The 20,001-nt window shown below is 71.5% G+C and carries 17 protein-coding genes; 7 read left to right on the forward strand and 10 right to left on the reverse strand.

All coding sequences use genetic code 11. The features are described from left to right. Positions 1-86 precede the first annotated feature (86 nt). Both ACFOY2_RS19035 and ACFOY2_RS19040 read right to left on the reverse strand, forming a co-directional pair. Entirely contained in the window at positions 87-1,403 is a 1,317-nt protein-coding gene (locus tag ACFOY2_RS19035; RefSeq protein WP_379529391.1) for a xylan 1,4-beta-xylosidase, read from the reverse strand. Positions 1,404-1,580: 177 nt separating this feature from the next. Then, positions 1,581-3,269 (reverse strand): aminotransferase class V-fold PLP-dependent enzyme, encoded by a 1,689-nt coding sequence (locus tag ACFOY2_RS19040; protein WP_379529392.1) that lies wholly within the window; start codon positions 3,267-3,269, stop codon positions 1,581-1,583. Between the two features lie 122 nt (positions 3,270-3,391). On the opposite strand from ACFOY2_RS19040, the gene ACFOY2_RS19045 reads away from it, so the two are divergent. From ACFOY2_RS19045 to ACFOY2_RS19055, 3 genes are all read left to right on the forward strand, one after another. Beyond that, on the forward strand, positions 3,392-4,087 hold the full coding sequence (locus tag ACFOY2_RS19045) for a DUF2271 domain-containing protein (protein WP_379529393.1): 696 nt from the start codon (positions 3,392-3,394) through the stop codon (positions 4,085-4,087). A 3-nt stretch (positions 4,088-4,090) separates the two neighbouring features. Beyond that, a complete protein-coding gene (locus ACFOY2_RS19050) occupies positions 4,091-4,942 on the forward strand; it encodes an FAD:protein FMN transferase (protein WP_379529394.1) in 852 nt (283 codons plus the stop codon). Between the two features lie 256 nt (positions 4,943-5,198). Beyond that, positions 5,199-6,431, forward strand: coding sequence for a ferric reductase-like transmembrane domain-containing protein (locus tag ACFOY2_RS19055; RefSeq protein ID WP_379529395.1), 1,233 nt, complete (start codon positions 5,199-5,201; stop codon positions 6,429-6,431). Positions 6,432-6,434: 3 nt separating this feature from the next. On the opposite strand, the gene ACFOY2_RS19060 is transcribed toward ACFOY2_RS19055, so the two are convergent. From ACFOY2_RS19060 to ACFOY2_RS19070, 3 genes are read right to left on the reverse strand one after another with little or no spacing between them, the layout of a single operon-like run. Continuing rightward, on the reverse strand, positions 6,435-7,571 hold the full coding sequence (locus ACFOY2_RS19060) for a mandelate racemase/muconate lactonizing enzyme family protein (RefSeq protein WP_357825747.1): 1,137 nt from the start codon (positions 7,569-7,571) through the stop codon (positions 6,435-6,437). After that, positions 7,568-8,473, reverse strand: a complete 906-nt coding sequence (locus ACFOY2_RS19065) for a dihydrodipicolinate synthase family protein (protein ID WP_379529396.1) — start codon at positions 8,471-8,473, stop codon at positions 7,568-7,570. Before ACFOY2_RS19065 ends, ACFOY2_RS19060 begins: the two co-directional genes overlap by 4 nt. Before the next feature lie 3 nt (positions 8,474-8,476). After that, positions 8,477-9,808 (reverse strand): MFS transporter, encoded by a 1,332-nt coding sequence (locus ACFOY2_RS19070; RefSeq protein ID WP_379529397.1) that lies wholly within the window; start codon positions 9,806-9,808, stop codon positions 8,477-8,479. A gap of 274 nt (positions 9,809-10,082) precedes the next feature. Between ACFOY2_RS19070 and ACFOY2_RS19075 the strand changes: the two genes are divergently transcribed. Next, positions 10,083-10,760 carry a GntR family transcriptional regulator gene (locus tag ACFOY2_RS19075; RefSeq protein WP_379529398.1) on the forward strand — a complete coding sequence of 226 codons (678 nt, stop codon included), beginning with the start codon at positions 10,083-10,085 and terminating at the stop codon, positions 10,758-10,760. Positions 10,761-10,851: 91 nt separating this feature from the next. Further along, positions 10,852-11,871, forward strand: coding sequence for a sporulation protein (locus ACFOY2_RS19080; protein ID WP_379529399.1), 1,020 nt, complete (start codon positions 10,852-10,854; stop codon positions 11,869-11,871). Positions 11,872-11,928: 57 nt separating this feature from the next. Here the strand turns inward: ACFOY2_RS19080 and ACFOY2_RS19085 are convergent, their stop codons facing one another. The 3 genes from ACFOY2_RS19085 to ACFOY2_RS19095 all read right to left on the reverse strand — a co-directional run bounded on the left by ACFOY2_RS19085 (position 11,929) and on the right by ACFOY2_RS19095 (position 14,461). Next, a complete protein-coding gene (locus ACFOY2_RS19085) occupies positions 11,929-12,198 on the reverse strand; it encodes a GlsB/YeaQ/YmgE family stress response membrane protein (RefSeq protein WP_379529400.1) in 270 nt (89 codons plus the stop codon). A 79-nt stretch (positions 12,199-12,277) separates the two neighbouring features. Further along, positions 12,278-13,189 (reverse strand): SDR family NAD(P)-dependent oxidoreductase, encoded by a 912-nt coding sequence (locus ACFOY2_RS19090; RefSeq protein ID WP_379529401.1) that lies wholly within the window; start codon positions 13,187-13,189, stop codon positions 12,278-12,280. 84 nt (positions 13,190-13,273) lie between these two features. Further along, entirely contained in the window at positions 13,274-14,461 is a 1,188-nt protein-coding gene (locus tag ACFOY2_RS19095) for an MFS transporter (protein WP_379529402.1), read from the reverse strand. Positions 14,462-14,735: 274 nt separating this feature from the next. Between ACFOY2_RS19095 and ACFOY2_RS19100 the strand changes: the two genes are divergently transcribed. Further along, on the forward strand, positions 14,736-15,698 hold the full coding sequence (locus tag ACFOY2_RS19100) for an ArsR/SmtB family transcription factor (protein ID WP_379529403.1): 963 nt from the start codon (positions 14,736-14,738) through the stop codon (positions 15,696-15,698). Between the two features lie 206 nt (positions 15,699-15,904). Here the strand turns inward: ACFOY2_RS19100 and ACFOY2_RS19105 are convergent, their stop codons facing one another. Next, on the reverse strand, positions 15,905-16,459 hold the full coding sequence (locus ACFOY2_RS19105; protein WP_379529404.1) for a hypothetical protein: 555 nt from the start codon (positions 16,457-16,459) through the stop codon (positions 15,905-15,907). Between the two features lie 90 nt (positions 16,460-16,549). Further along, a complete protein-coding gene (locus tag ACFOY2_RS19110; RefSeq protein WP_379529405.1) occupies positions 16,550-17,839 on the reverse strand; it encodes a hypothetical protein in 1,290 nt (429 codons plus the stop codon). A 93-nt stretch (positions 17,840-17,932) separates the two neighbouring features. Here ACFOY2_RS19110 and ACFOY2_RS19115 point away from each other — a divergent pair, with 93 nt between their 5' ends. Then, entirely contained in the window at positions 17,933-19,999 is a 2,067-nt protein-coding gene (locus ACFOY2_RS19115; RefSeq protein ID WP_379529406.1) for an alpha/beta hydrolase-fold protein, read from the forward strand. Positions 20,000-20,001 lie beyond the last annotated feature (2 nt).

Below are 20,001 nucleotides of genomic sequence, written 5' to 3' on the forward strand. Positions count from 1 at the left end.
GGGGGCGGGCCAAACATATGATCGACAAATACCGGTAAAAGAAGGGTTGGGGCGTACCGTTCGGTACGATCTCGGCCGTGCGGCGGCTAGCGGCCGCTCCACTTCACCTCGTACGGCTTGAGGGCGAACTCGCGGCCGTCCACGGTCGTGGTGACCGCCCCGTCGGTCGTGTTGACGAGCACCATCCGCTCCGGCTGCGCCAGCACCCGGACCTCGGGTTCGGAGGAGGTGAGCTCGTCCAGCGGTATCCCGGAGGGGAACCACCGGGCGAAGTCGCTCAGCAGCTTCCCCGTCGGCGTCTGCGCCCCCGTGCGCGGATCCCACAGGCAGCCGCGGCAGGCGCCCTCCTTGGCCTGCGGGTTCCAGTACAGGACGGTGGCGGCCTGGCTCCTGACGAACTCCATCATCGAGGCCGCCTGCACGGCCAGCCGCTTGGGCTCGGCCCACGTGGTGCCGTCCTCGGGCACGATGTACCACTCCGACCACCACACCGGCAGGTCGCCGGCCTTGTCGCGCAGCCACTTGGTGACCGCGCCGAACTTCGCGAGCGCGCCGAACGCGTCCGGCAGCAGCTCGTGGGCGTCGGTGGGCGAGGCGCCGTCGACCACGACGAAGTCGGCGCCCTTCTTGTGCTCGAACCAGTAGTCGAAGGCGTCCAGCACGTGCTGGTTGACCACGCCCCAGTCGCCGCGCAGCTCGGAGTCGCCGGACCTGTTGCTGTCGAAGCCCAGGTAAGGGCCGCCGATCAGCGCGTCGGGCCGGGCCTTCTTCACCGCCTCGTAGACCTTGTTGTACAGCTCGGTGTAGCCCTTGACGTCGGCGGGCTCGGCGTGGTTCTTCCAGAAGCCCTTGAGCTCGTTCCAGACCATGAAGTACTTGACGTCCGTGTAGCGGGAGGCCACGGCCGCCGCGAGCCGGGCGAAGTCGTCGAAGTGCTCGGGGTAGGGGGCGTCCTCCAGATGGTCGCGCCAGGCCGACTCCTCGGTGGGCCCCTGCGGGCCGCCCTTCATCCAGTCGGGGGCGCAGCACAGGGTGATGACCGGGATGCCGCCGGAGTGCTTCATGAGGTTCACGCGGCTGTCGAGGTCGTCCCAGTGGTACTGCCCCGGGTACGGCTCGGGGTTGAGCGCGCCGAAGCCCATGATGTGCTGGTTCTGCAGCAGCGGCGTACGCGAGAGCTGCCCGGCGACGTGGTCCTCGAACCGCTGGGTGAGGTTGTTGGCGCTGATGCCCGTGTGCGTGAACCCCCAGCGGGGCCAACCGGGCTCGATCCCCGGCGCCGCGGACGACGCCCGCGGAGGCTGCGCGGGCTGTGCGGGCGTTTCCTGCCGGCCCGCGCCGGAGCAGCCGGCCAGGGCCAGTGCCACGGCGAGGGCCACGGCTGCCCGCAGTGCCAATCTCATGGTGCTCGATCTCACGTGATCCTCACCCGACCCGGACGGCCCCGATGCCGCATGTAGCGTTCCACGGGCGGCGCATCGGGGGCATAAAGGAAGACATGCTTCACAGCCAATCGTTATGGAACGCCCTCTGTTCTACGGAGCAGCCCGCTTTCCGGATGACGATCGGTGCCGGACAAGCTAGGCGAGGCAGGCGGCGGGCAGCGGGAACCAGCGCAGCCGCTCGAACTCCCCGGAAAGCCCCGGCGGATGCGCGTCGATCTCGTCGGGCCGCCCGTCCAGCAGCTCACGCGCCTGGTCGAGGTAGCCCGGCAGCGCGTCCTCGCCCGCGCGCCGGCGCGGCGGCACGCCGAGCGGCCCGTACGACAGATCGGACAGGCGCAGCGGCGGCTCGGCGGGCCCGTCACGGTGCCGCCACAGCCCGGTGCGCGGATCGAAGCGGTAGTCGGTGAGCAGCCGGTGCCCCTTGGCCGCGATCAACTCGACGGCGTCGATGAGGAAGTCGCAGACGGCGTCGGAGATGAAGTAGTTGAAGTTCACCCGCACCCATCCCGGCTTGATCCCCTCGCAGCCGTGCCCGATCTCCTCCTGGAACTCCAGCGACCGCGCCGAGTCGATGGCCAGCAACCGGTGACCGTAGGGGCCCGCGCACGAGCAGCCGCCCCTGGCCTGGATGCCGAACAGGTCGTTCAGCACCGCCACCACGTAGTTGTGGTGCAGGAACAGCTCCCCGGCCCGGATACGGACCGAGACGATCGACAACCGCCGCGAGCGCCGGTCGCCGAGGATGTCGATGCGCGGGTCGCGCCCCCACCGATCCAGCGCCCGCTGCCAGAACCGTTCCTCGCGGGCCTGGATCAGGTCCGTGCCCACGGCCTGCTTGAGCCCGAAGACCAGCCCCGCCCTGATCGACTCGATGATGGCCGGGGTGCCGCCCTCCTCGCGCGCCACGGGATCGTCCAGATAGCGGTGCCGCGCCGGGTCCACGAACAGCACCGTGCCGCCGCCCGGCGCCGTCGGCACCCGGTTGCGCACCAGCTCGCGCCGCACCACCAGCACCCCGGGGGTCTGCGGCCCGCCGACGAACTTGTGCGGCGACAGGAAGATCGCGTCCTTGTGGTCCGCGCGTCCCGGCCCGCCGGCGGCCATCCTGATCGGCACGTACGGGCCTGCCGCCGCGTAGTCCCAGAACGACAGCGCGCCGTGCTCGTGCAGCAGCTCCGCGATGCGGTCGGCGTCGGACAGGATGCCGGTCACGTTCGAGGCCGCCGAGAAGCTGCCGATGAGCAGCGGCCGGCCGGAGTGGCGTTCGAGCTGGGCGCGCAGGTCGTCGCAGTCGATGTGGCCGTCGGCGTCCTCGCCGATGACCACGGTCTCGGCGATGGTCTCACGCCAGGGCAGCTCGTTGGAGTGATGCTCGTACGGCCCCACGAACACCACCGGACGCTCCCCGATCCGCTCCAGCAGCCCGTGCCTGCGGGCCGGCCCGTCGGGGATGCGCAGCTCCAGGATGCCGATGAGCTTGTTCACCGCGCCCGTCGAGCCGGACCCGCAGAAGATCACCACGTCGTCGGGCCCGCCGCCCACAGCCTCGTGGACGGCACGGCGGGCCTGCTCGCGTAATCGGCTCGTCTGCAGGCCCGTGCCCGAGCTCTCGGTGTGGGTGTTGGCGTAGAGGGGGAGCACCTGGTGGCGGATGAAGTCCTCGACGAAGTCCAGGGACCGGCCTGAAGCGGTGTAGTCGGCGTAGGTGATGCGACGCGGGCCGTAGGGGCCGTCCAGTACCTCGTCTTCGCCGATGATGCCGCGCCGGATGCGCTCCAGCAGCGGCGATGTCGGGGGAGCGGTTGTCGACCGGGAAGTCACCACGCCGCCAGATTCCGCTCACGGAGCGCACTCGTCAACAGAGATGGTTTTACACGGCTTTTCGGGAGGTCTTCCTAGGCTCGTCCCCGCACAAGCGGACCACGGGGGAAGGAATCGCAGCGCCGGTGCCTGACAAGACCATACGACTGGTAGTGCCGATCGTGGTGATCAGCGGGGTGGCCGTCGCCGCCACCGGCGCCGAGCTTCTGTACGGACAGCCGGTCACGCCGCCCGCCGCGGCCGCGCCCGCCGCGCCCGCGCGGTCCACCGCACCCGAGCCCGCGGTGGAAACGCTCGGCCTGGTCCGCGTCGACTACCGGCTCACCCGGCTGCCCCAGCACGCCAGCAACCAGCTCGCCGTCTGGATCGAGGACGAGCACGGCCGCTACGTCCGTACGCTCTTCGCCACCAGCTACACCGCCAACGGCGGCTACGTGCGGCGGCCGATGTCGCTGCCCCTGTGGCGGGAGACCTCCGGCTGGGAGTCGGCCTCGGAGACGGAGATCCGCCGCGCCAGCAGGCCCGCCCAGGACAGCGGCGAGCAGAGTCTCTACTGGGACGGCACCGACCGCGAGGGCCGGGCCGTGCCCGCGGGCAGGTACGTCTACCGCGTCGAGGGCAACCTGCTCTGGGAGAACCGCGTGCTGTTCACCGGCACGATCACGCTCGGGGAGGCCGAGGACTCCTCACAGGCCAGGGTCGAGTACCTCCCCGCGTCGGCTCGGGCCGAGTCGGGCATGATCGAGAACGTCAGGGCCTCCTTCCAGCCGGGGGAGCCGCTGGACCAGGCGCTGATCACGACCTTCACGCGAGGGTCGTGAGCCGTGCGCGAACACATCATGGGCACCCAGGTCTTCCTGGCCGGGCTCGTGCCCTCCGACGCGGCGACCGTCTTCGCGTGGTTACGGCGGGTGGAGCGCACCTTCAGCCGGTTCCTGGGCGACAGCGACACCGGACGGGTCAACGGGGGCGAGGCCGTCGAGGTGTCGGAGCTGTTCCTGGTCGCGCTGGCCGAGGCGGTGCGGCACCAGGAGGGGAGCGGCGGGCTGTTCTCGCCGTGGCTGGCCGCCGACATGGCCCGCATCGGGTACACGCCCGCCGACCCGCGCGCCGCGGTGGCGCGGACCCCGGGACAGCCGCGGGCCGAGATCGACTTCGACCGGCGGACGGTGCGGCTGCGCGGCGGCCTGGGGGTGGACCTCGGCGGTTTCGTCAAGGGCTGGAGCGTGCAGCGGGCCGCCGACACGCTGCGCTCCCAAGGCGTGGGACGAGGGCTGATCGACGCCGGAGGCGACCTGGCCTGCTGGCGTTCCCCTTCTGACCCGCCGTGGCGGATCGGGGTCGAGCACCCGCTCGGGGGCACGCCCGTGGCCACGCTCGAACCGCCCGCCGGGCTCACCGCCGTCGCCACCAGCAGCGTCGTCCGCAGGAGCTGGGACGATGAAGGCGGGCGGCGGATGCATCACCTGATCGATCCTCGTACGGGGCTGCCGAGCGCGTCCGACTGCCTCCAGGCGACCGTCGTCACCGCCGACCTCGCCTCGGCCGAGGTGTACGCCAAATGCGTCGTCATCCTCGGCACGGCGGCCGGCCCGGCCTGGCTGGCCTCCCGCGACCCGTCGGCCCGCTGGATCACGGTGGACCGCGACGGCACGACGACGGAGGGCGGCCCATGACCGAGCTTGTCGAGGTCATCGGTAAGCAGGGAAACATGGGCCCGACGAAGGAGGGTTCATGACCCTGGCGGGTGCGCCCCCTGGCCGTGCGGACGCCGATCCGCGCGGCGTTGACCAGGAGCGCGGGAGCGGGGAAGAAGGCAGAGGCGAGCGGGGCCGGAGAAACGGGACCCGGCGCAGGAGTGATCAGGGTCGTCGGGGGGACGAATCTGGCCAGAGGGGTCTGAGGGGCGGAAACCGGCGGAGGGGGGAGCGGGTGCGGCCGTTGCGGATCGGGTGGTTGATCGCGGCCATCGCCGTCTCCGCGCTCCCCTTCGCCTACCCCCTCCTTCACCCGGACCTGGTGGGCGGCCCGCTCCCGGGCGCGGCGGGAGTGGCAGGGATGCTGGGCGCGCTGGCCATGTGGTGGCAGGTCCTGCTGGGCGCCCGCCAGGTCTCCAGGTGGCTGTCCGCCGACAGGGGACGGATCATGGCGGTCCACGCCTGGCTGGGCGCGGGCGGCGCGTTCTTCGTCTTCCTGCACCCGCTCCTGGAGATGACCGCCGACCGCCACGACCTGACGTACCTCGTCCTGATCGATTTCACCTGGGTCGAGTCCACCTACACCTCCCTGGGCCGCCTGGCGCTGATGATGTTCCTGGTGCTGTGGCTGAGCAGCACGCTGCTGCGCGCCGCCGCCAGGCACGGGCTCTGGCAGCGCGTGCACTACCTGTCCTATCCGCTGGTGGCGCTGGTGTTCCTGCACGCCTACGGCATCGGCACGTTCCTGGTGGAGCTGCCGTGGCTGCGGGCGTACTGGCTGGTGCTGGCGGGGACGTTCGCGGTCGTGGCGGCGTGGCGGCTGCTCAGCCCGCTGCTCGCGCCCCGCTACCGGCTGGCCGCCGTCGAACGGGTCTCGGCGGGCGTGACCGTGTACCGGCTGGTGTCGCGCGGGCGGCGGATCAGGCCGCTGCCCGGACAGTTCTGCCATCTGCGCGTCGCGACCCTGGCCAGGTCGCACCCGTTCAGCGTGGTGTACGCCGACGAGGCCACCGGCGAGCTGGTTTTCGCGATCAAGGACGCGGGTCCGTTCACGGCCCGGCTGCGCGAGCTGCCCGTGGGCGCGACGGTCCGCGTGGACGGCCCGTACGGCGCCTTCACCCGCGAGGCCCAGCTCGACGACGGCCCGGTGGTGCTGGTGGCGGGCGGGATCGGCGTCACGCCGTTCGTCGATCTGGCGGCGCGGCACCCGGACGCCGCGCTCTACCACGCGGTCCGCCACCCGGAGGAGGCCGTTTTCGCCTACGACCTCGCTCACCGTCTCGGCCCGCGCTACGTCCCCGCGCCGGCGCCCGACCGGCTCACCGCGGCCCGCGTCACCCGGGACGCGACCGAGGACACCGCGTACTTCGTCTGCGGCAGCCCGGGGTTCGTCGCGTCGATGGTCCGGGATCTGCGGGCGCACGGCGTGCCGGCCAGGCGGCTGTTCATCGAGCGGTTCGAGTGGTGAGGCTCACACGTAGCCGGTCGAGCCGTCGGGACGGATGGGCAGGACGCGCTCCCAGTGCACGTAGTCGTCGGTTCCCAGGGCCGACTCGTCGATCTCCACGCCCCATCCTGGCCGGTCGGGGCGCAGCTCCAGGTGGCCGTCCACCGGCAGGTAAGGATCAGGGCACCACGTGGTCTCGCACGGCTTGTACTCCACCAGCTTGAGCCCGTGGTGCACGGCCGCGAAGTGCACGTTCACGGCGGTGGCCAGCGGCCCCATCGGGTTGTGCGGGGCCACGCTGACGAAGTGGGCCTCGGCGATCGCGGCGATCCTGCGCAGTTGCGCCAGGCCGCCGACCACGCACACGTCCGGCTGGACGATGTCGGCGCCGCCGGCCGTGAGCAGGGCCAGGAAGTCCTGCGGCAGGAACAGCGACTCGCCCGTGGCCAGCGGCACGTCGAGCTGGGAGCGCAGGTGTCCCCAGGCCGGGAGGTACTCGGGCCTGATGGGCTCCTCGAACCAGAGCGGATCGTAGGGCGCCAGCGCGTTGCCGAGTTGGACGGCCTGGCGCGGCTCGAAGATCCGGGCGTGGGCCTCGAAGGCGAACTCCCACTCGGGCGGGCTGATCGAGCGGATCTCGGCGAAGTAGTCGGCCGCCTCCTTGCACACGTTGCCCCAGCGGCCGGAGTAGAGGTCGCGCCGGTAAGGGCTGAGCTTGAAGGCGGTGAAGCCGTACCTGTCGTTCATCTCCTGGGTGAGGTCGCGGCAGGCGGGCGGGTCGGGCGCTGTGTAGACGCCGCAGTAGACGGGGACGCGGTCGCGGACGTTCCCGCCGAGCAGCATGTAGACAGGCAACCCCGCCGCTTTTCCTGAAATATCCCACAAAGCCTGGTCGATGGCTGCGATGGCCGCCAGCCCGATGGCCCCCGGCGGGAAACGCGCCTCCTGCAGCAACCGTCGCACCACGTACTCGACCCGCCGCGGATCCACCCCCTCGATCTGCCGGAACATGTACTCCAGCACCGGGATCAGCGCATGGTCGGGCCCATGGTTGTAGGCCTCGCCCCAGCCGGACACCCCCTCGTCGGTCTCGATCTTCACGAGCAGGCGCGGCCGCTCGGCGACCCGCTGCATGAACGTCCGCAATGCGGTGATCTTCATCGCTCTCCTCCGTTCCAGGTGGCCAGGATGGCCGCCACCTCCTCCCGGACGGCCTCAGGCAGAGGCCGGCTCGGTGGTCGCGTGTCGCGCCGGCAGAGCCCGAGCTGGGCGAGCGCCTCCTTGACGACCGCCACGTTGTCGGCCGAGCCGTCCGCGCCGCGCAGCTCCTCGAAGCGCCTGATCAGCTCCCACACCCGCATGGCCGCGCCGAAGTCGCCGTCCCGCAGCGCGTCGCGCATCCGCAGCGTCAGCTCCGGCGCCGCGGTGACCAGCCCCGAGGTGAAGCCGCGGGCCCCGACCGCCCAGTACGCCGGCGTGTACGGCTCGGCCAGCCCGCACAACCAGGCGAACCGCTCCAGCCCCGCGTCCCTGGCGACGGAGGCGAAGCGCACCGGGTCGGGCACGGCGTACTTGACGCCGACGACGTTCGGGCACGCGTCGGCCAGCCGCGCCAGCTCGGCCCCCGACACGCGCGGGCTGCGGATGTAGAGCACCAGGCCCACGTCGGGGACGGCGTCGGCGATCTGGCGGTGGTAGTCGACCCAGCCGTCCATCGACAGGTACGGATGCACGGGCTGGTGCACCATCACCATCCGCACGCCGAGGTCGCGGGCGTGCCGGGCGGACTCGACGGCCGAGCCCACGTCCAGGCCGACCCCGGCGAGCACGTCGGCGTCCTCTCCCGCCGCGGCCACGGTCGACTCCAGGACCTGGCGCCGCTCGGCGGGGGTGAGCGCGTAGAACTCGCCGGTGTTGCCGTTCGGGGTGATCACCCGCACGCCGGCGTCGGCCAGTCGGCGCACCAGCTTGGCGTTGGCGTCGAGGTCGACGCCGCCGGAGGCGTCGAACGGCGTCACGGTGACGGCCGCGACGTCGGCCAGCTTCTCGATCAGTGAACGCATCGGTCAACCTCTGCTCTCTGCGGGAAGGCTCTCGTTCAGCGGCCGGATCCGCACCACGAAGCCGTAGATCAGCGTGCCGAGGATGGCCATCGCCCCGGCGAACAACATCGGGCCCGTGTAGGAGTCGCCGCTCAGCGTCAGGAAGAACCCGATGAGGATCGGGCTGATGATGTTGCCGATCTGGGAGCCGAAGTTCTGGAAGCCGGCGATCGAGCCGATCACCGACGGCGACGGCGAGACCTCGGCAGGCAGGCTCAGGATGGCGGCGCCGGCGAAGGAGTGGGCGCAGTTGCTGATCGACAGCAGGACCATGACGGCGACGTTGCCGTCCACGAACGTCGTCAGCGCGATCGTGGAGGCCAGCAGCATGCCGGTGATGATGGGGATCTTGCGGGCGCGGGAGATGGGGACGCCGCGGCGAACGAGCCAGTCGGAGAACGCGCCGCCCGCGATCGTGGCGCCGACGCCGAGCAGGGCCGGGATGGAGCCGAACACGCCCAGCTCCAGCATCGTGAAGCCCCGGTCCTCCACGAGGTAGCTCGGGTACCAGGTCAGGAAGAACGCGCCGGTGGCCGAGCGGCAGATGTAGCCGAGCACCAGCCCCCACACCGTGGGATAGCGCATCAGCGACAGCCAGCTCACCTTCTGCCCGCTCTCGGGCACGGCCGCGTCGCCGCCCTCGATGTAGTCGAGTTCGGCCTGCGAGATGCGCGGATGCTCCTGCGGCGACCGGTAGATCTTCAGCCAGCCGACCACCCAGACCAGGCCGACGGCGCCGATCACCACGAACGCCGCCCGCCAGCCGAACCCGGCGATCAGCGCGGTGACCACCGGCACCGACAGGGCGACGCCGACCTGCTGGCCGGTGTCGAACAGGCTGGAGGCCAGCGCCCGTTCCCTGCGCGGGAACCAGGCGGCGACCACCTTGATGTTGGCCGGCTGCACGGGCGCCTCGCCCATGCCCAGGCCGAGCCGGGTCACCAGCAGCGAGGTGAAGCCCTGGGCCAGGGCGGAGGCGGCGGTCCACATCGACCACCACACGACGGCGATCGGGTAGACGAGACGCGGCCCGAACTTGTCGAGCAGCCAGCCGGAAGGCAACTGGAAGATGGCGTATGTCCAGAAGAATGATGAAAGGAGGATTCCCTTGGTGGTCTGGTCGAAGCCCAGCTCGTCCTGCATGTAGGTGCTGGCGACGCTGAGACTGGACCGGTCGAGGTAGGCGATGGCCAGACCGGCGCCGGAGAAGGCGATGATGGTCCAGCGCAGGCGGGACCGTGCGCGTCGCGTCGTCGCGGGCACGGCAGGGGCAGGCGTGGCGGAGTTAGACTGCATTCGAGCTCCATGCTGCAGGTCAGTGCAGTGGCCACGCGGGACCGCCGGATCTCGTGCCCGGCGACGCCGCGCCAACGGCGTGCTCCGGGCCTCCGTCCGGTCCGATGCGTGGTGTGAAGGAAAGCGGAGCCGTCTTACCGGTGTGGTCCGTGGCCGCGGGCCACACCGGCCGGCTCTCCAGGGGGAACCGTCTCCCTTCTGAAGTCGTAATTCACGCGACTGTAACGCAAATATCGGTCATATACGAGATGCGATGTAAGATATCTTCGTTGGTATGAGTGAGGTCATCGCGTCGCCCGTCTTCGCCGGTCAGCCCAGGTCAATGTCCTCGCGCGGCACGGTCGTCCTGGAGGCGATCAAGCACGCGATCCTGACCGGCGCGCTCCAGCCCGGCCAGCCGCTCGTCGAGACCGACCTGGCCCAGCAGCTCGGGGTGTCGAAGACGCCCGTACGCGAGGCGCTCAAGACCCTCGCCGGCGCCGGGCTGGTCACGATGAGCGAGTACAAGGGCGCGTCGGTGCGCACGGTCGACACCGCGCTCATGGAGTCGGTCTACGACCTGCGCGTGCTGCTCGAACCCGAGGCCCTCTCCCGTACGGTCCGGCTCGGCGCCGACCTGACGCCCGCCGCCGAGGCCCTGCGCAGCGCCGACGCCGCCCCCGACCGCGCGGGCCGCAGCCTGGCCAACCGCGACTTCCATCGCACCCTGTACGCCGGCTGCGGCAACCCCCTGCTCGTCAGCACCCTCGACTCCCTGCGCGACCAGACCGCCCTGATCTCGGCGGCGGCCTGGGACCGGGTGCCGACCTGGGAGCGGGAGGCCGAAGAACACCGCGAGATCCTGCGGGCGGCCGAGTCGGGCTCTGCCGACGGCGCCGCCCACCTGCTGCGCGAGCATATGTGTAGCTTTGTCCAGCGTGTCCGGGACAACGGCGGCCTCGAACGCGGGTGAGGCATAGCAATCGGGTTGGCGCAGGAACTCGGCCTCATAACTGATCGTTGGGCCAGCGGCACATCATCGATCTCGACGGGAGAACTGAGCCGTGGTCTTCAAACGGATGCTGGGTGCGTTCGGCGTCGGCGCGCCCTCGGTGGACACCGTGCTGTCCACTCCGCGGACCAAGCCGGGCGGCATGCTGACGGGGGAGGTACGGCTCAAGGGCGGCGACTTCGACGCCGAGATCGAGCACATCACCCTCGGCCTGGTGGCCAAGGTGGAGATCGAGCACGGCGGGGGCGAGTCATCGGGGCTCGGCGAGTTCGCCCGCTCCCAGGTCTCCGGCCCGTTCACGCTGCGCAAGGGTGAAGACCGCGTGCTCGGCTTCACCATGCCGGTGCCGTGGGAGACGCCGATCAGCGAGATCGGCGGCCAGCCGCTGACGGGCATGGCGGTCGGCGTGCGCACCGAGCTGTCCATCGCCAAGGCCGTGGACAAGGGCGACCTCGACATGGTCGCCGTCGAGCCGCTGCCCTCGCAGTTGCGCATCCTGGAGGCGCTCCTGCAGCTCGGCTTCGCCTTCAAGTCCGCCGATCTGGAAGCGGGGCACCTGTACGGCGTACGTCAGGAACTGCCCTTCTACCAGGAGATCGAGTTCTACGCGCCCGCCCAGTACTCCGCGACCGTGCGCGAGGTCGAGGTGAGCTTCGTGGCCGACCCGGCCGGGCTCGAGGTGATCCTTGAGGCCGACAAGCGCTCCGGCCACTTCTCCTCGGGCGACGCCATCGGCCGCTTCCACGTCGGTCACGACGACGCGCTGCGTACGGACTGGGCGGGCGAGCTGGACCGATGGCTGCAGAGCCTGAGCCAGTACGGCGGGTTCGGCCACCACGGCGGCCCGCACGGCGGGTTCGGTCACCACGACGACTACGGCTACCACGGCGGGCCGCACGGCCCTCACCACTACGGTCACCACGACGAGCACCACCGCCAGGGCGGCGGGCCCGGCTGGGGCGCGGTCGCCGCGGCGGGCGCCGCCGGCGTGGTGGGCGGTCTCGTGGCGGGCGAGATCATCGAGGAGGTCTTCGAGGGGGACGAGGAGGAAGGCGGCGACGACGAGTGGTGAACCACCGGCCGTCCCGCTGACGGGCATCCCCGCTGATGCCCGTCGGCGGGATGGCTGTTACTCCTTGCGCCTGCCGTACAGGCCCGCCGTCACCGAGACGCCGAGGGCGGCCAGCGCGACCTGCATGCCGAGCTCGACCCAGTCGATCCCCGACGTGTCCGCCACCCCGAACACGCCCGCCAGGGCGGTGCCGACCATCGCGGCGACCACGCCGATCACGATGGTGAGCCAGAGGGGGATACGCTGCCGTCCCGGTATGACGAGCCGGCCGAGGGCGCCGATCACGATGCCGATGATGAGACCGGAGATGATGCCGGTGACTTCCACGGTGCCACTCCAATGGTCGATGATCTACCGTCACCCGGCACAACGAACGCGGGGGCCCGCCGGTTTCCGCGGCGGCGGGTCAACCGGTGAGATAACCGCCGGAGGCGTCGATGTCGGTGCCGAGCACGGCGGTCGCGTCGTCGGACGCGAGCCACATCACCACCCGCGCCATCTCCTGCGGCCGCACGATGCGCCTGATCGGATAGTCCTGCGCGATCTGCTCGTAGGTCATCCCGAACGCCTCGGCGGCCCGCCGCAACATCGGCGTGTCCACCGCGCCCGGCGCCAGCGCGTTGACGCGGATGTTCTTGTCCGCGTACTCCAGCGCGGCGACCTTGGTCAGTGAGGCGATCGCGTGCTTGCTGGAGTTGTAGGGCGCGATCGTGGCGAAGCCGACCTCGGCGGAGATCGACGCGGTGTTGACGATGACGCCGCCGCGCTGCCGCAGCATGTGCGGGATCTCGTACTTCATCGACAGGAACACCCCGGCCGCGTTGACGCGCCAGACCTGCTCGAAGTCGTCCAGCGTCTGCTCGTGCAGGGGCGCGGCCTTGGGGCTCTCGATCCCGGCGTTGTTGAAGGCGATGTCGATCCGCCCGTAGGCGCTGACGCATCCGTTCACGAACGCCCGCACCTCGGCCTTCTTCGACACGTCGGCCCGCATGTACGTGGCCTCGCCGCCGAAGCCGCGGATCTCGCGTTCGTGGCGGCGGCCGAGTTCCTCGCGGCGTCCGCAGAAGAAGACCCGCGCGCCTTCGCGGGCCATCTCGTACGCCGTGGCCTGCCCGATGCCGGACGTGGCCCCGGTGATCAGCACGACCTTGCCGGCGAACCTGCCCCGGCGGTCGGCTCCGCCGGTGGCGGGCTCGGGCGGGTTCTGGGTGTTGGCCAGCGCGGGCGCGGCCCCCAGGGTTCCTGCGGCCAGCGCCACGGCGCCCGTCGTACCGGTCGTGAGGATCGTGCGCCGGGACGGCTGCGGCTCTGCTGTCATGAAATATCTCCATGTGATCGGCTGAGCCCTCATGCTCGTCCGCAGCCCGTGGAACCGTCCAATACCTGCCGGAATAACCGCCGGTTATGTCCCGTCGGCGGGCAGTCGCCGGGCGGCCACACCCGCGAAGCCGAGCCCGACCGCGGTGACCAGCAGCACCCCGGCGGCGCCCATGCCCGCCGCCACCAGCCCCGCCGCACCGGGCAGGAGCACCTGGCCGGTGCGGTTGCCGACCAGCCGCAGCGACATGGCCCGCCCGCGCAGCCCCGGCGGCGCGGACTCGGCCATCCACGACATGGTCAGCGGCTGCACCACCCCGAGCCCGAACCCCAGCACGAGCAGCACGGGCGCCATCAGCCACACCGGCATGGGCAGCGAGGTGAGCAGCATGGCCACGGCCGCCGCCGCGGTGGCGCTGATCAGCAGCCTGCGCCGGCCGACGGCCCGTGAGAGGCGGCCGAGGAAGAAGCGCGACACCATGGACGACGCGCCGCGGATGATCAGCAGCAGGCCGATCGTGCCCGAGGTGAGGCCCTGTTCCGTGCCGAGCGCGGGCAGGTAGACGAGGGTGATGTCGACCGCCGCCAGCACCATGCAGCTCGTCACCAGGGCGTGGGGGAGGCCGGGCAGGCGGAGCAGGGAGCGCACGTTCATGGCCGCGTCCCGGTCCTGGGGGTCGGGGCGCGGGCTGCGGCGCAGCAGCGCCGACAGCACGACGAGCAGGACGGCCAGGCCGCAGGTCCAGCCGAAGATGCGGTCGGTGTCGGGGATGGCCTGCTCCCCGCCGAACGCCGCGATCAGCACCGGGCCTGCCGCCTGGCCGAGCGAGGCGGCGAAGGTGTAGTGGCCGAAGGCGGTGTCGTGGCCGCCCCGCTTGGTGGTGTTGGCCACCAGCGCCTGCTGGGCGATGACGCAGCCCAGATGGCCGGTGCCGAGCAGGACCCCGGCCGCGACCAGCCCGGCGATGGAGTGCCCGAACGCCAGGAACGCCACGCTGGCCGCGGTGAGCAGGACCGCGCCGGCCACGGCCATGCGCCGCTCGCCGTAGCGGTCGGCCGCGTGCCCCGCGGGCAGGGCCAGCAGCAGCGGCGCGATGGCGAAGCTCGCGCCCAGCACGCCCAGCCAGGCGGCCGGCACGTCGAGCTCGATCGCCCGGTAGGACATGGTGGGCCGCAGCACGAACGTGACCACCTGCGTGCCCGCCGACTGCGCGAGCAGCACGGCCATCGCACGCCGCCGGTACCACGGCTCGGACGCTGGTTCCCCGATCACGGGTTATAACCTACGCAAAATAGAGTTGCTTTTCCTGATATATCCCCAGATACCGATGTGATGTCCGTTATAAACCGCATGGGGGTGCCGGCGGCCCCGAGGCACGCCCGCGACGGCAGGGGTCTTGCTCCGGTGCTGTGACCTTGAGAAACCCTGCAACCGGACTGAAAGTCACGCTAAAGCGTCACGAATAGGTTGAGGATCACTACCTGATCGATGAAGTCGACCTCTAGGAGCCGACGTAACTAGCAGCATTGTGTGGAGCGAACTGCGCATGCCCTCCACGCCTCAGCTCTCCATCTCGATCTCCCCTCATCTCACCGCCCTGGCGATGATCAGCGACGCGCTCGCGGGCCGCCGCCGAGGGCTGCCGGAGCTCTGGCGCAAGGCGCTGGCCTCCCGCGTGAGCCGGCTGGGGCATCAGGCCGTGCGGCCCCTGGCCGCCCCCGGCTACTCCGTGGTCCCCGACAGCCTCGTCCCGCGCACCCCCATCGGGGCGGACGTCTCCGTGCAGGCCCAGATCACCGCCCTGCGCGACCTGCCGCCCGACAACCTGATCAAGGATCTGGAGCAGGCGTTCGGCGGCGGAGCGCCGCCCCCGCACTGGCGCTCGGCCGCCGAGCACCCCGTCCCATGGCTGCACGGCTACGCCGGGGCGCTCTCCGACATCTGGCAGAGCGCGGAGCCGCTGTGGAAACGCGCCCGCCCCCTCCTCGACCGGGAGATCCAGCGGGTCGGCGTGGCCACCGTGCGCGGCGGGCCGGAACTGCTGCTCGGCTCGCTCAACCACCGCATCAAGTACGGCGAGCGCGGGCTGCTCATCTCCGACGTCGAATCCAGCACCTACGACCTCGGCGACCGGGAGATCGTCCTGGTGCCGATGCTGGCGGGCAGGGACGCGGTCATCGTCAGCCTCGACAACGAGGAGGCGGTGTGGATCGCCTACCCGGTGCGGGGAGCGGATTCGCTGTGGCGCCAGCCCCTGGCGCCGGCGCACGACGAGTTGTCGGCGCTGATGGGGCCGGTGCGCGCGGACCTGCTGTGCGCGGTCGGGGAGCCGATGACCATGAGCATGCTGGCCAGCGACATGAAGATCGCGCCCAGCAGCATCACCTACCACTGCGACCGGCTGCGGGCCGCCCGGCTGATCAACCGTGAGCGCCGGGGCCGCGAGGTCTGGATCACCCGCACCCACCGCGCCGACGAACTGCTCGACCTCTTCCGCCGCCACACCTGACCTGGGAAGCGGCCCACGCGGCCAACGGAAACACCCGCGCAGGGGACGAGGGAAACGGTCGCGCGCGGGAAATCGGGGAAACGACCACGCGGGGGACGGGGAACGGCCGGAGGGGAAGCGACCACGGGGGAGACGGTCGCGTGTGGGGCGGGAGAGGGCGCAGGGCGCGGCGGGGAGACCCCGGCGCGCCCTGCCCAAAGGGCCGGTCAGCCCGCCTGCGCGAACTGGAACAGCAGCGGCCCGTCGAGCTTCCACCCCGGCTCGTTGGCCAGGATCTTCTCGGTGTGCGACGCGATCGCCAGGCGCCACTTGTTGTTGTTCGCCAGGCGGAACACCTTCACCTCGCCCCCGGCCCCGGCCGAGCCGGGCGCGTAGCCGAGGATGCCGTCGTAACGGAAGCCGCCCGAGGACACCAGTCGCTCCCGCTCGGCCACGGAGGCGGTGACGATGTAGGACGCCTTCTTGTCCCAGCGCAGCCGGTAGAGCGGCTTGCCGCCGGGGAACGGCGCCCGCGACACGTAGTACAGCGGCGTCCGCGTCGTGGACCAGCCGTGCTTGGTGATCGCGTTCTGCTTCTCCGACTCGCTGGCGGTGTAGAAGAACCCGCCGTCCTTCGTCACCAGCTCGTGCACCTTGACCCGCTGCTGGGCGGACGTGCCGGCCGAAGCCTGCGTGGCCACTCCGACGGACAGCGCGGCGCCGAGCGCCAAGGCCAGCCCGAGCCCGACGGGACGGGTCATGCGGCCGAACGACAATGCCATGGATGGTGCCCCTTCAACTGACTGATACGGAGCGGCCAAGCTAACAGCGCCGAAGCGCCCGTCCCGGTTACTTCGAGCAACATGGAAACTTCAGACGATCACCGTGTCGACGGGGGCGGTCCAGATCCAGTTCGAGGGCGCGAGCTCCTTCTTGAGCTGGTTGCGGCGGCGGGTGTGCTCGGCGAGCGCGGTCTGGACGGTGGGCCCCAGCCGGTCCAGGTCGCCGGGCAGCCCGATGCGCAGCAGCAGGTGGTGGCTCTCGTGGAGCAGCACCAGCTCGCCGGCGGGGGAGCAGCCGGCCAGGTGGAAGCGCGTCAGCGGCTTGTAGACCTTGTCGTCGGCGGACAGCGTGACGAGCGGCTGTCCGTCGGTGGACCAGACGTGCAGGCCCGACCGGTTGATGTGGAAGATCCGGCCGCGTGCCGGGTCGGCGGCCACGGCGTAGTGCTTGCCGGGGTAGGGCGACCTGTCGTCCTGGCCGAGCCCTTCCAGCCGCCCGCGGATGACGCCGGTGTTGTCCACGAGCGCGAACACGTACGGGCTCGACCGCCTCACTCCCGGGTCGAAGATCGGGATGACGAACAGGTCGTCGGCGGCCACGACAGGGCTGCCGAGCCAGGGGGTGAAGGTCCACCTCGGCACGTCGGCCCACCGCCCCGACGTCAGCGCGCGCAGGTCGGGGTCGGGGCGGTTGCCGTGGCCCGCGGGCGCGCCCTTGTACTCGGCGTACGGGACGACGTGCGAGGCGCCCTGGTGCTGGGGAGAGCCGTTGAGACAGGCGAAGACCCGCACGCGCGGGCGGTCCCGCGGCGTGAGCGCGCCGTCGGCCGTTCCGAACAGGTTCGGCTCCATCCTGCCGTAGCCGCGCGCGGCGTACTCCGGCACCAGGCAGAGCAGCCGGCCCGACGGGGTGGCCCGGATCACGGCGGCGAAAGAGCGGGCGTGGTGCGCGGCGGCGTCGCGGAGGTCGTCGGCCTCGCCCGGCCACGCTCCGTCGAGCCGCGTCAGATCGGGGTCCAGCAGGTATGTGCGGCCGGCCTCCGAGCTGACCGCGACAGCGCCGCCGGGCAGCACGCACACGTCCGACAGCCAGTCGGGGATCCGCGAGTGGAGCTCCTCGTCGTACAACCCCGAGCTCTTGCGTAACCCGGCGGTCACGGCGGCGACGGGTGTGCCGTCGGGGCGGTAGCGGGCGACGAGGTAGCCGGATGCGGTCGTGTCCGCCCGTATGTCACGCTCGCGCACGGAGGACAGGACGTAGGCGTCGCCGGAGGCGGAGAAGCTCACGCCCAGGTGGTGGAGCTGGAACGTGGTGAGCAGCTTCAGCCCGTACGCGGCCACGACCTCGGCCGGCAGGCGGAGCGGATGGGTCACGATCATGACCACACTATGGTTGACAGACCTGGACGCCCACCACGAAAATCCCCGAAACCCCGCAAGGCGCTTGCGGTAAACGTTTACAGGAGCGGTCGAATGTCCTTACCTCGTTGGATCGTCGCGCTCGGCGTCCTGGCCGCGGTGTCCCTGCTCGCCGTCCCCGGCGAGACGGACGTACGGGCCGGTGGCACGGTCACGACCGGTGCCGCGCCGTCACCGGCCCTGGGGGAGGACGTCGCCTACACCCTCTACCTCCCCAGCGGCTACGACCGGAGCACGGCCCGCCACCCCGTCCTCTACCTGCTGCACGGCCGAGGCGACACCATGCAGGCGTGGACCAGGGTCAAGACCGTGCTTGACGACATGATCAGGACCAGGCGCATCCCGCCGGTCATCGCCGTCATGCCGGACGCGCCGTGGAGCGAGCGCGGCAACTGGTACGTCGACTCCCGCCACGACGGCGGCCGCCCGGTGGAGACGGCGCTGACGCGGGACCTGGTCGCGCACGTGGACGCGACGTACCGCACCGCGCCCATCAGGCAGGCCCGCCTGGTCGGCGGGTACTCGATGGGCGGCGCGGGCGCGCTGCGGTTCGCCCTCGCGCACCAGGACCTGTTCAGCGCCGCCGCCGTGCTCAGCCCGGCGGTCTACACGCCGCTGCCGCCGTCCGACTCCTCGGCCCGTGATCACGGCGCGTTCGGGAAGGGCGAGGAGCGCTTCTCCGAGGAGGTCTACCGGGCGCTCAACTATCCGGCGCTGCTGCCCGAGCTCGACCCCGACCTGCCCGTACGGCTGTTCGTGGCGGTCGGCGACGACGAGTACGCCAACCCCGACCCCGCCGACGCCCGCCACGACCTGGACTTCGAGTCGGCCGCCCTCTACAACGCCGCCAGGCGTTCGCCCGTGCTCTCGGCGCAACTGCGCGTCATGGACGGCGGCCACGACTGGTCGGTCTGGACGCCCGCGTTCGAGCAGGCCATGGCCGAGCTCGGCCCGGGGCTGAGCGTCACGCCGCCGACCGGCCTGACCGGGCCGCTGCACGGCACGCCCGCCGACGACTGGGCCGGCGGCGTCGCCGCGCACGCCGACGGCGCCCTGACCATCGGGTACGCGGCCGGCGGGCCCGTCGACGGCCAGTCGCACGCCGGCCGTCTCGACGCCGTGATCACCCGTGCCGGCGCCTGGACCAGGCAGTTCGGCACGGCCGCCGACGAACGCCTGTACGGCGTGGTCGCCCTGCCGGACGGCGGGGTGCTGGCGGCCGGCTACACCAAGGGCGACCTCGACGGGAAGCACGCGGGCAACAGCACCGACGACGCGTTCGTGGCCCGGCTCGACGCGGGCGGGACCGTGCGCTGGATCACCCAGTTCGGCGCGCCGGACGCGGCCGACCGCCTCTACGGCCTGGCCGCCGTCCCCGACGGCGGCGCGTACGTGGCGGGCTACACCAAGGGTGCGCTCGACGGCCAGAACGCCGGCGACAAGGACGCCATCGTCGCCCGCCTCACCCCCGAGGGCGTCGTTTCGTGGATCCGCCAGTACGGCGGCGCGGGCGAGGACAAGGCGTACGGCGTCGCCGCCGACGCCTCCGCCGTCTACGTCGCCGGCAGCGCCACCGCCGCCCTGCCCGGCGCCACCGCGCTCGGCGGCCTGGACGGCTGGCTGGCCGCGTACGCTGCCGACGGCACCCGCAGGTGGGCTACCACGGCCGGCGGCGCGGGCGACGACCGGCTGAACGCCGTGACGATCACCACCGCGGGGCTCGCGGTCGCCACCGGCGCCACGGCAGGCGACGCGCTCACCGTCGCCCACACCGCCCAGGGCAGGCAGCGCTGGCGGCACACGCTCGCCACCCCGTCCGCCGACGAGGGTGCCGCGGTGACGGCCCTGCCGGACGGCGGGGTCGAGGTCGCCGGGTACACGCGGGGCAGGGTCGGGGTGCAGGCCGGCGGCGCCGACGTCCTGACACTGCGGCTGGACGGCAGGGGAGTGCAGCGCGCCGCCGCCCAGCTCGGCACCGCCAGGGACGACGCCGTGGACCCGTTCGCCGAACCCAACCTCTACGCCGTCACCACCCCGTCAGGGAAGGTGGCGATCACCGGCCTCACCTACGGAGGCAAGGCCGGAAACGGCGACGTCTTCCTGACGACCGTCACCCCGTAGCC

Origin of the sequence: Nonomuraea purpurea, from assembly GCF_042650645.1 — a bacterium.
GTDB lineage: Bacteria > Actinomycetota > Actinomycetes > Streptosporangiales > Streptosporangiaceae > Nonomuraea > Nonomuraea purpurea.

Coding starts and splice junctions, on each gene's coding strand:
- ACFOY2_RS19035 (WP_379529391.1), bottom strand. CDS start 1,403: ATGAGATTGGCACTGCGGGCAGCCGTGGCCCTCGCCGTGGCACTGGCC.
- ACFOY2_RS19060 (WP_357825747.1), bottom strand. CDS start 7,571: ATGAAGATCACCGCATTGCGGACGTTCATGCAGCGGGTCGCCGAGCGG.
- ACFOY2_RS19065 (WP_379529396.1), bottom strand. CDS start 8,473: ATGCGTTCACTGATCGAGAAGCTGGCCGACGTCGCGGCCGTCACCGTG.
- ACFOY2_RS19070 (WP_379529397.1), bottom strand. CDS start 9,808: ATGCAGTCTAACTCCGCCACGCCTGCCCCTGCCGTGCCCGCGACGACG.
- ACFOY2_RS19075 (WP_379529398.1), top strand. CDS start 10,083: ATGAGTGAGGTCATCGCGTCGCCCGTCTTCGCCGGTCAGCCCAGGTCA.
- ACFOY2_RS19090 (WP_379529401.1), bottom strand. CDS start 13,189: ATGACAGCAGAGCCGCAGCCGTCCCGGCGCACGATCCTCACGACCGGT.
- ACFOY2_RS19100 (WP_379529403.1), top strand. CDS start 14,736: ATGCCCTCCACGCCTCAGCTCTCCATCTCGATCTCCCCTCATCTCACC.
- ACFOY2_RS19105 (WP_379529404.1), bottom strand. CDS start 16,459: ATGGCATTGTCGTTCGGCCGCATGACCCGTCCCGTCGGGCTCGGGCTG.
- ACFOY2_RS19110 (WP_379529405.1), bottom strand. CDS start 17,839: ATGATCGTGACCCATCCGCTCCGCCTGCCGGCCGAGGTCGTGGCCGCG.
- ACFOY2_RS19115 (WP_379529406.1), top strand. CDS start 17,933: ATGTCCTTACCTCGTTGGATCGTCGCGCTCGGCGTCCTGGCCGCGGTG.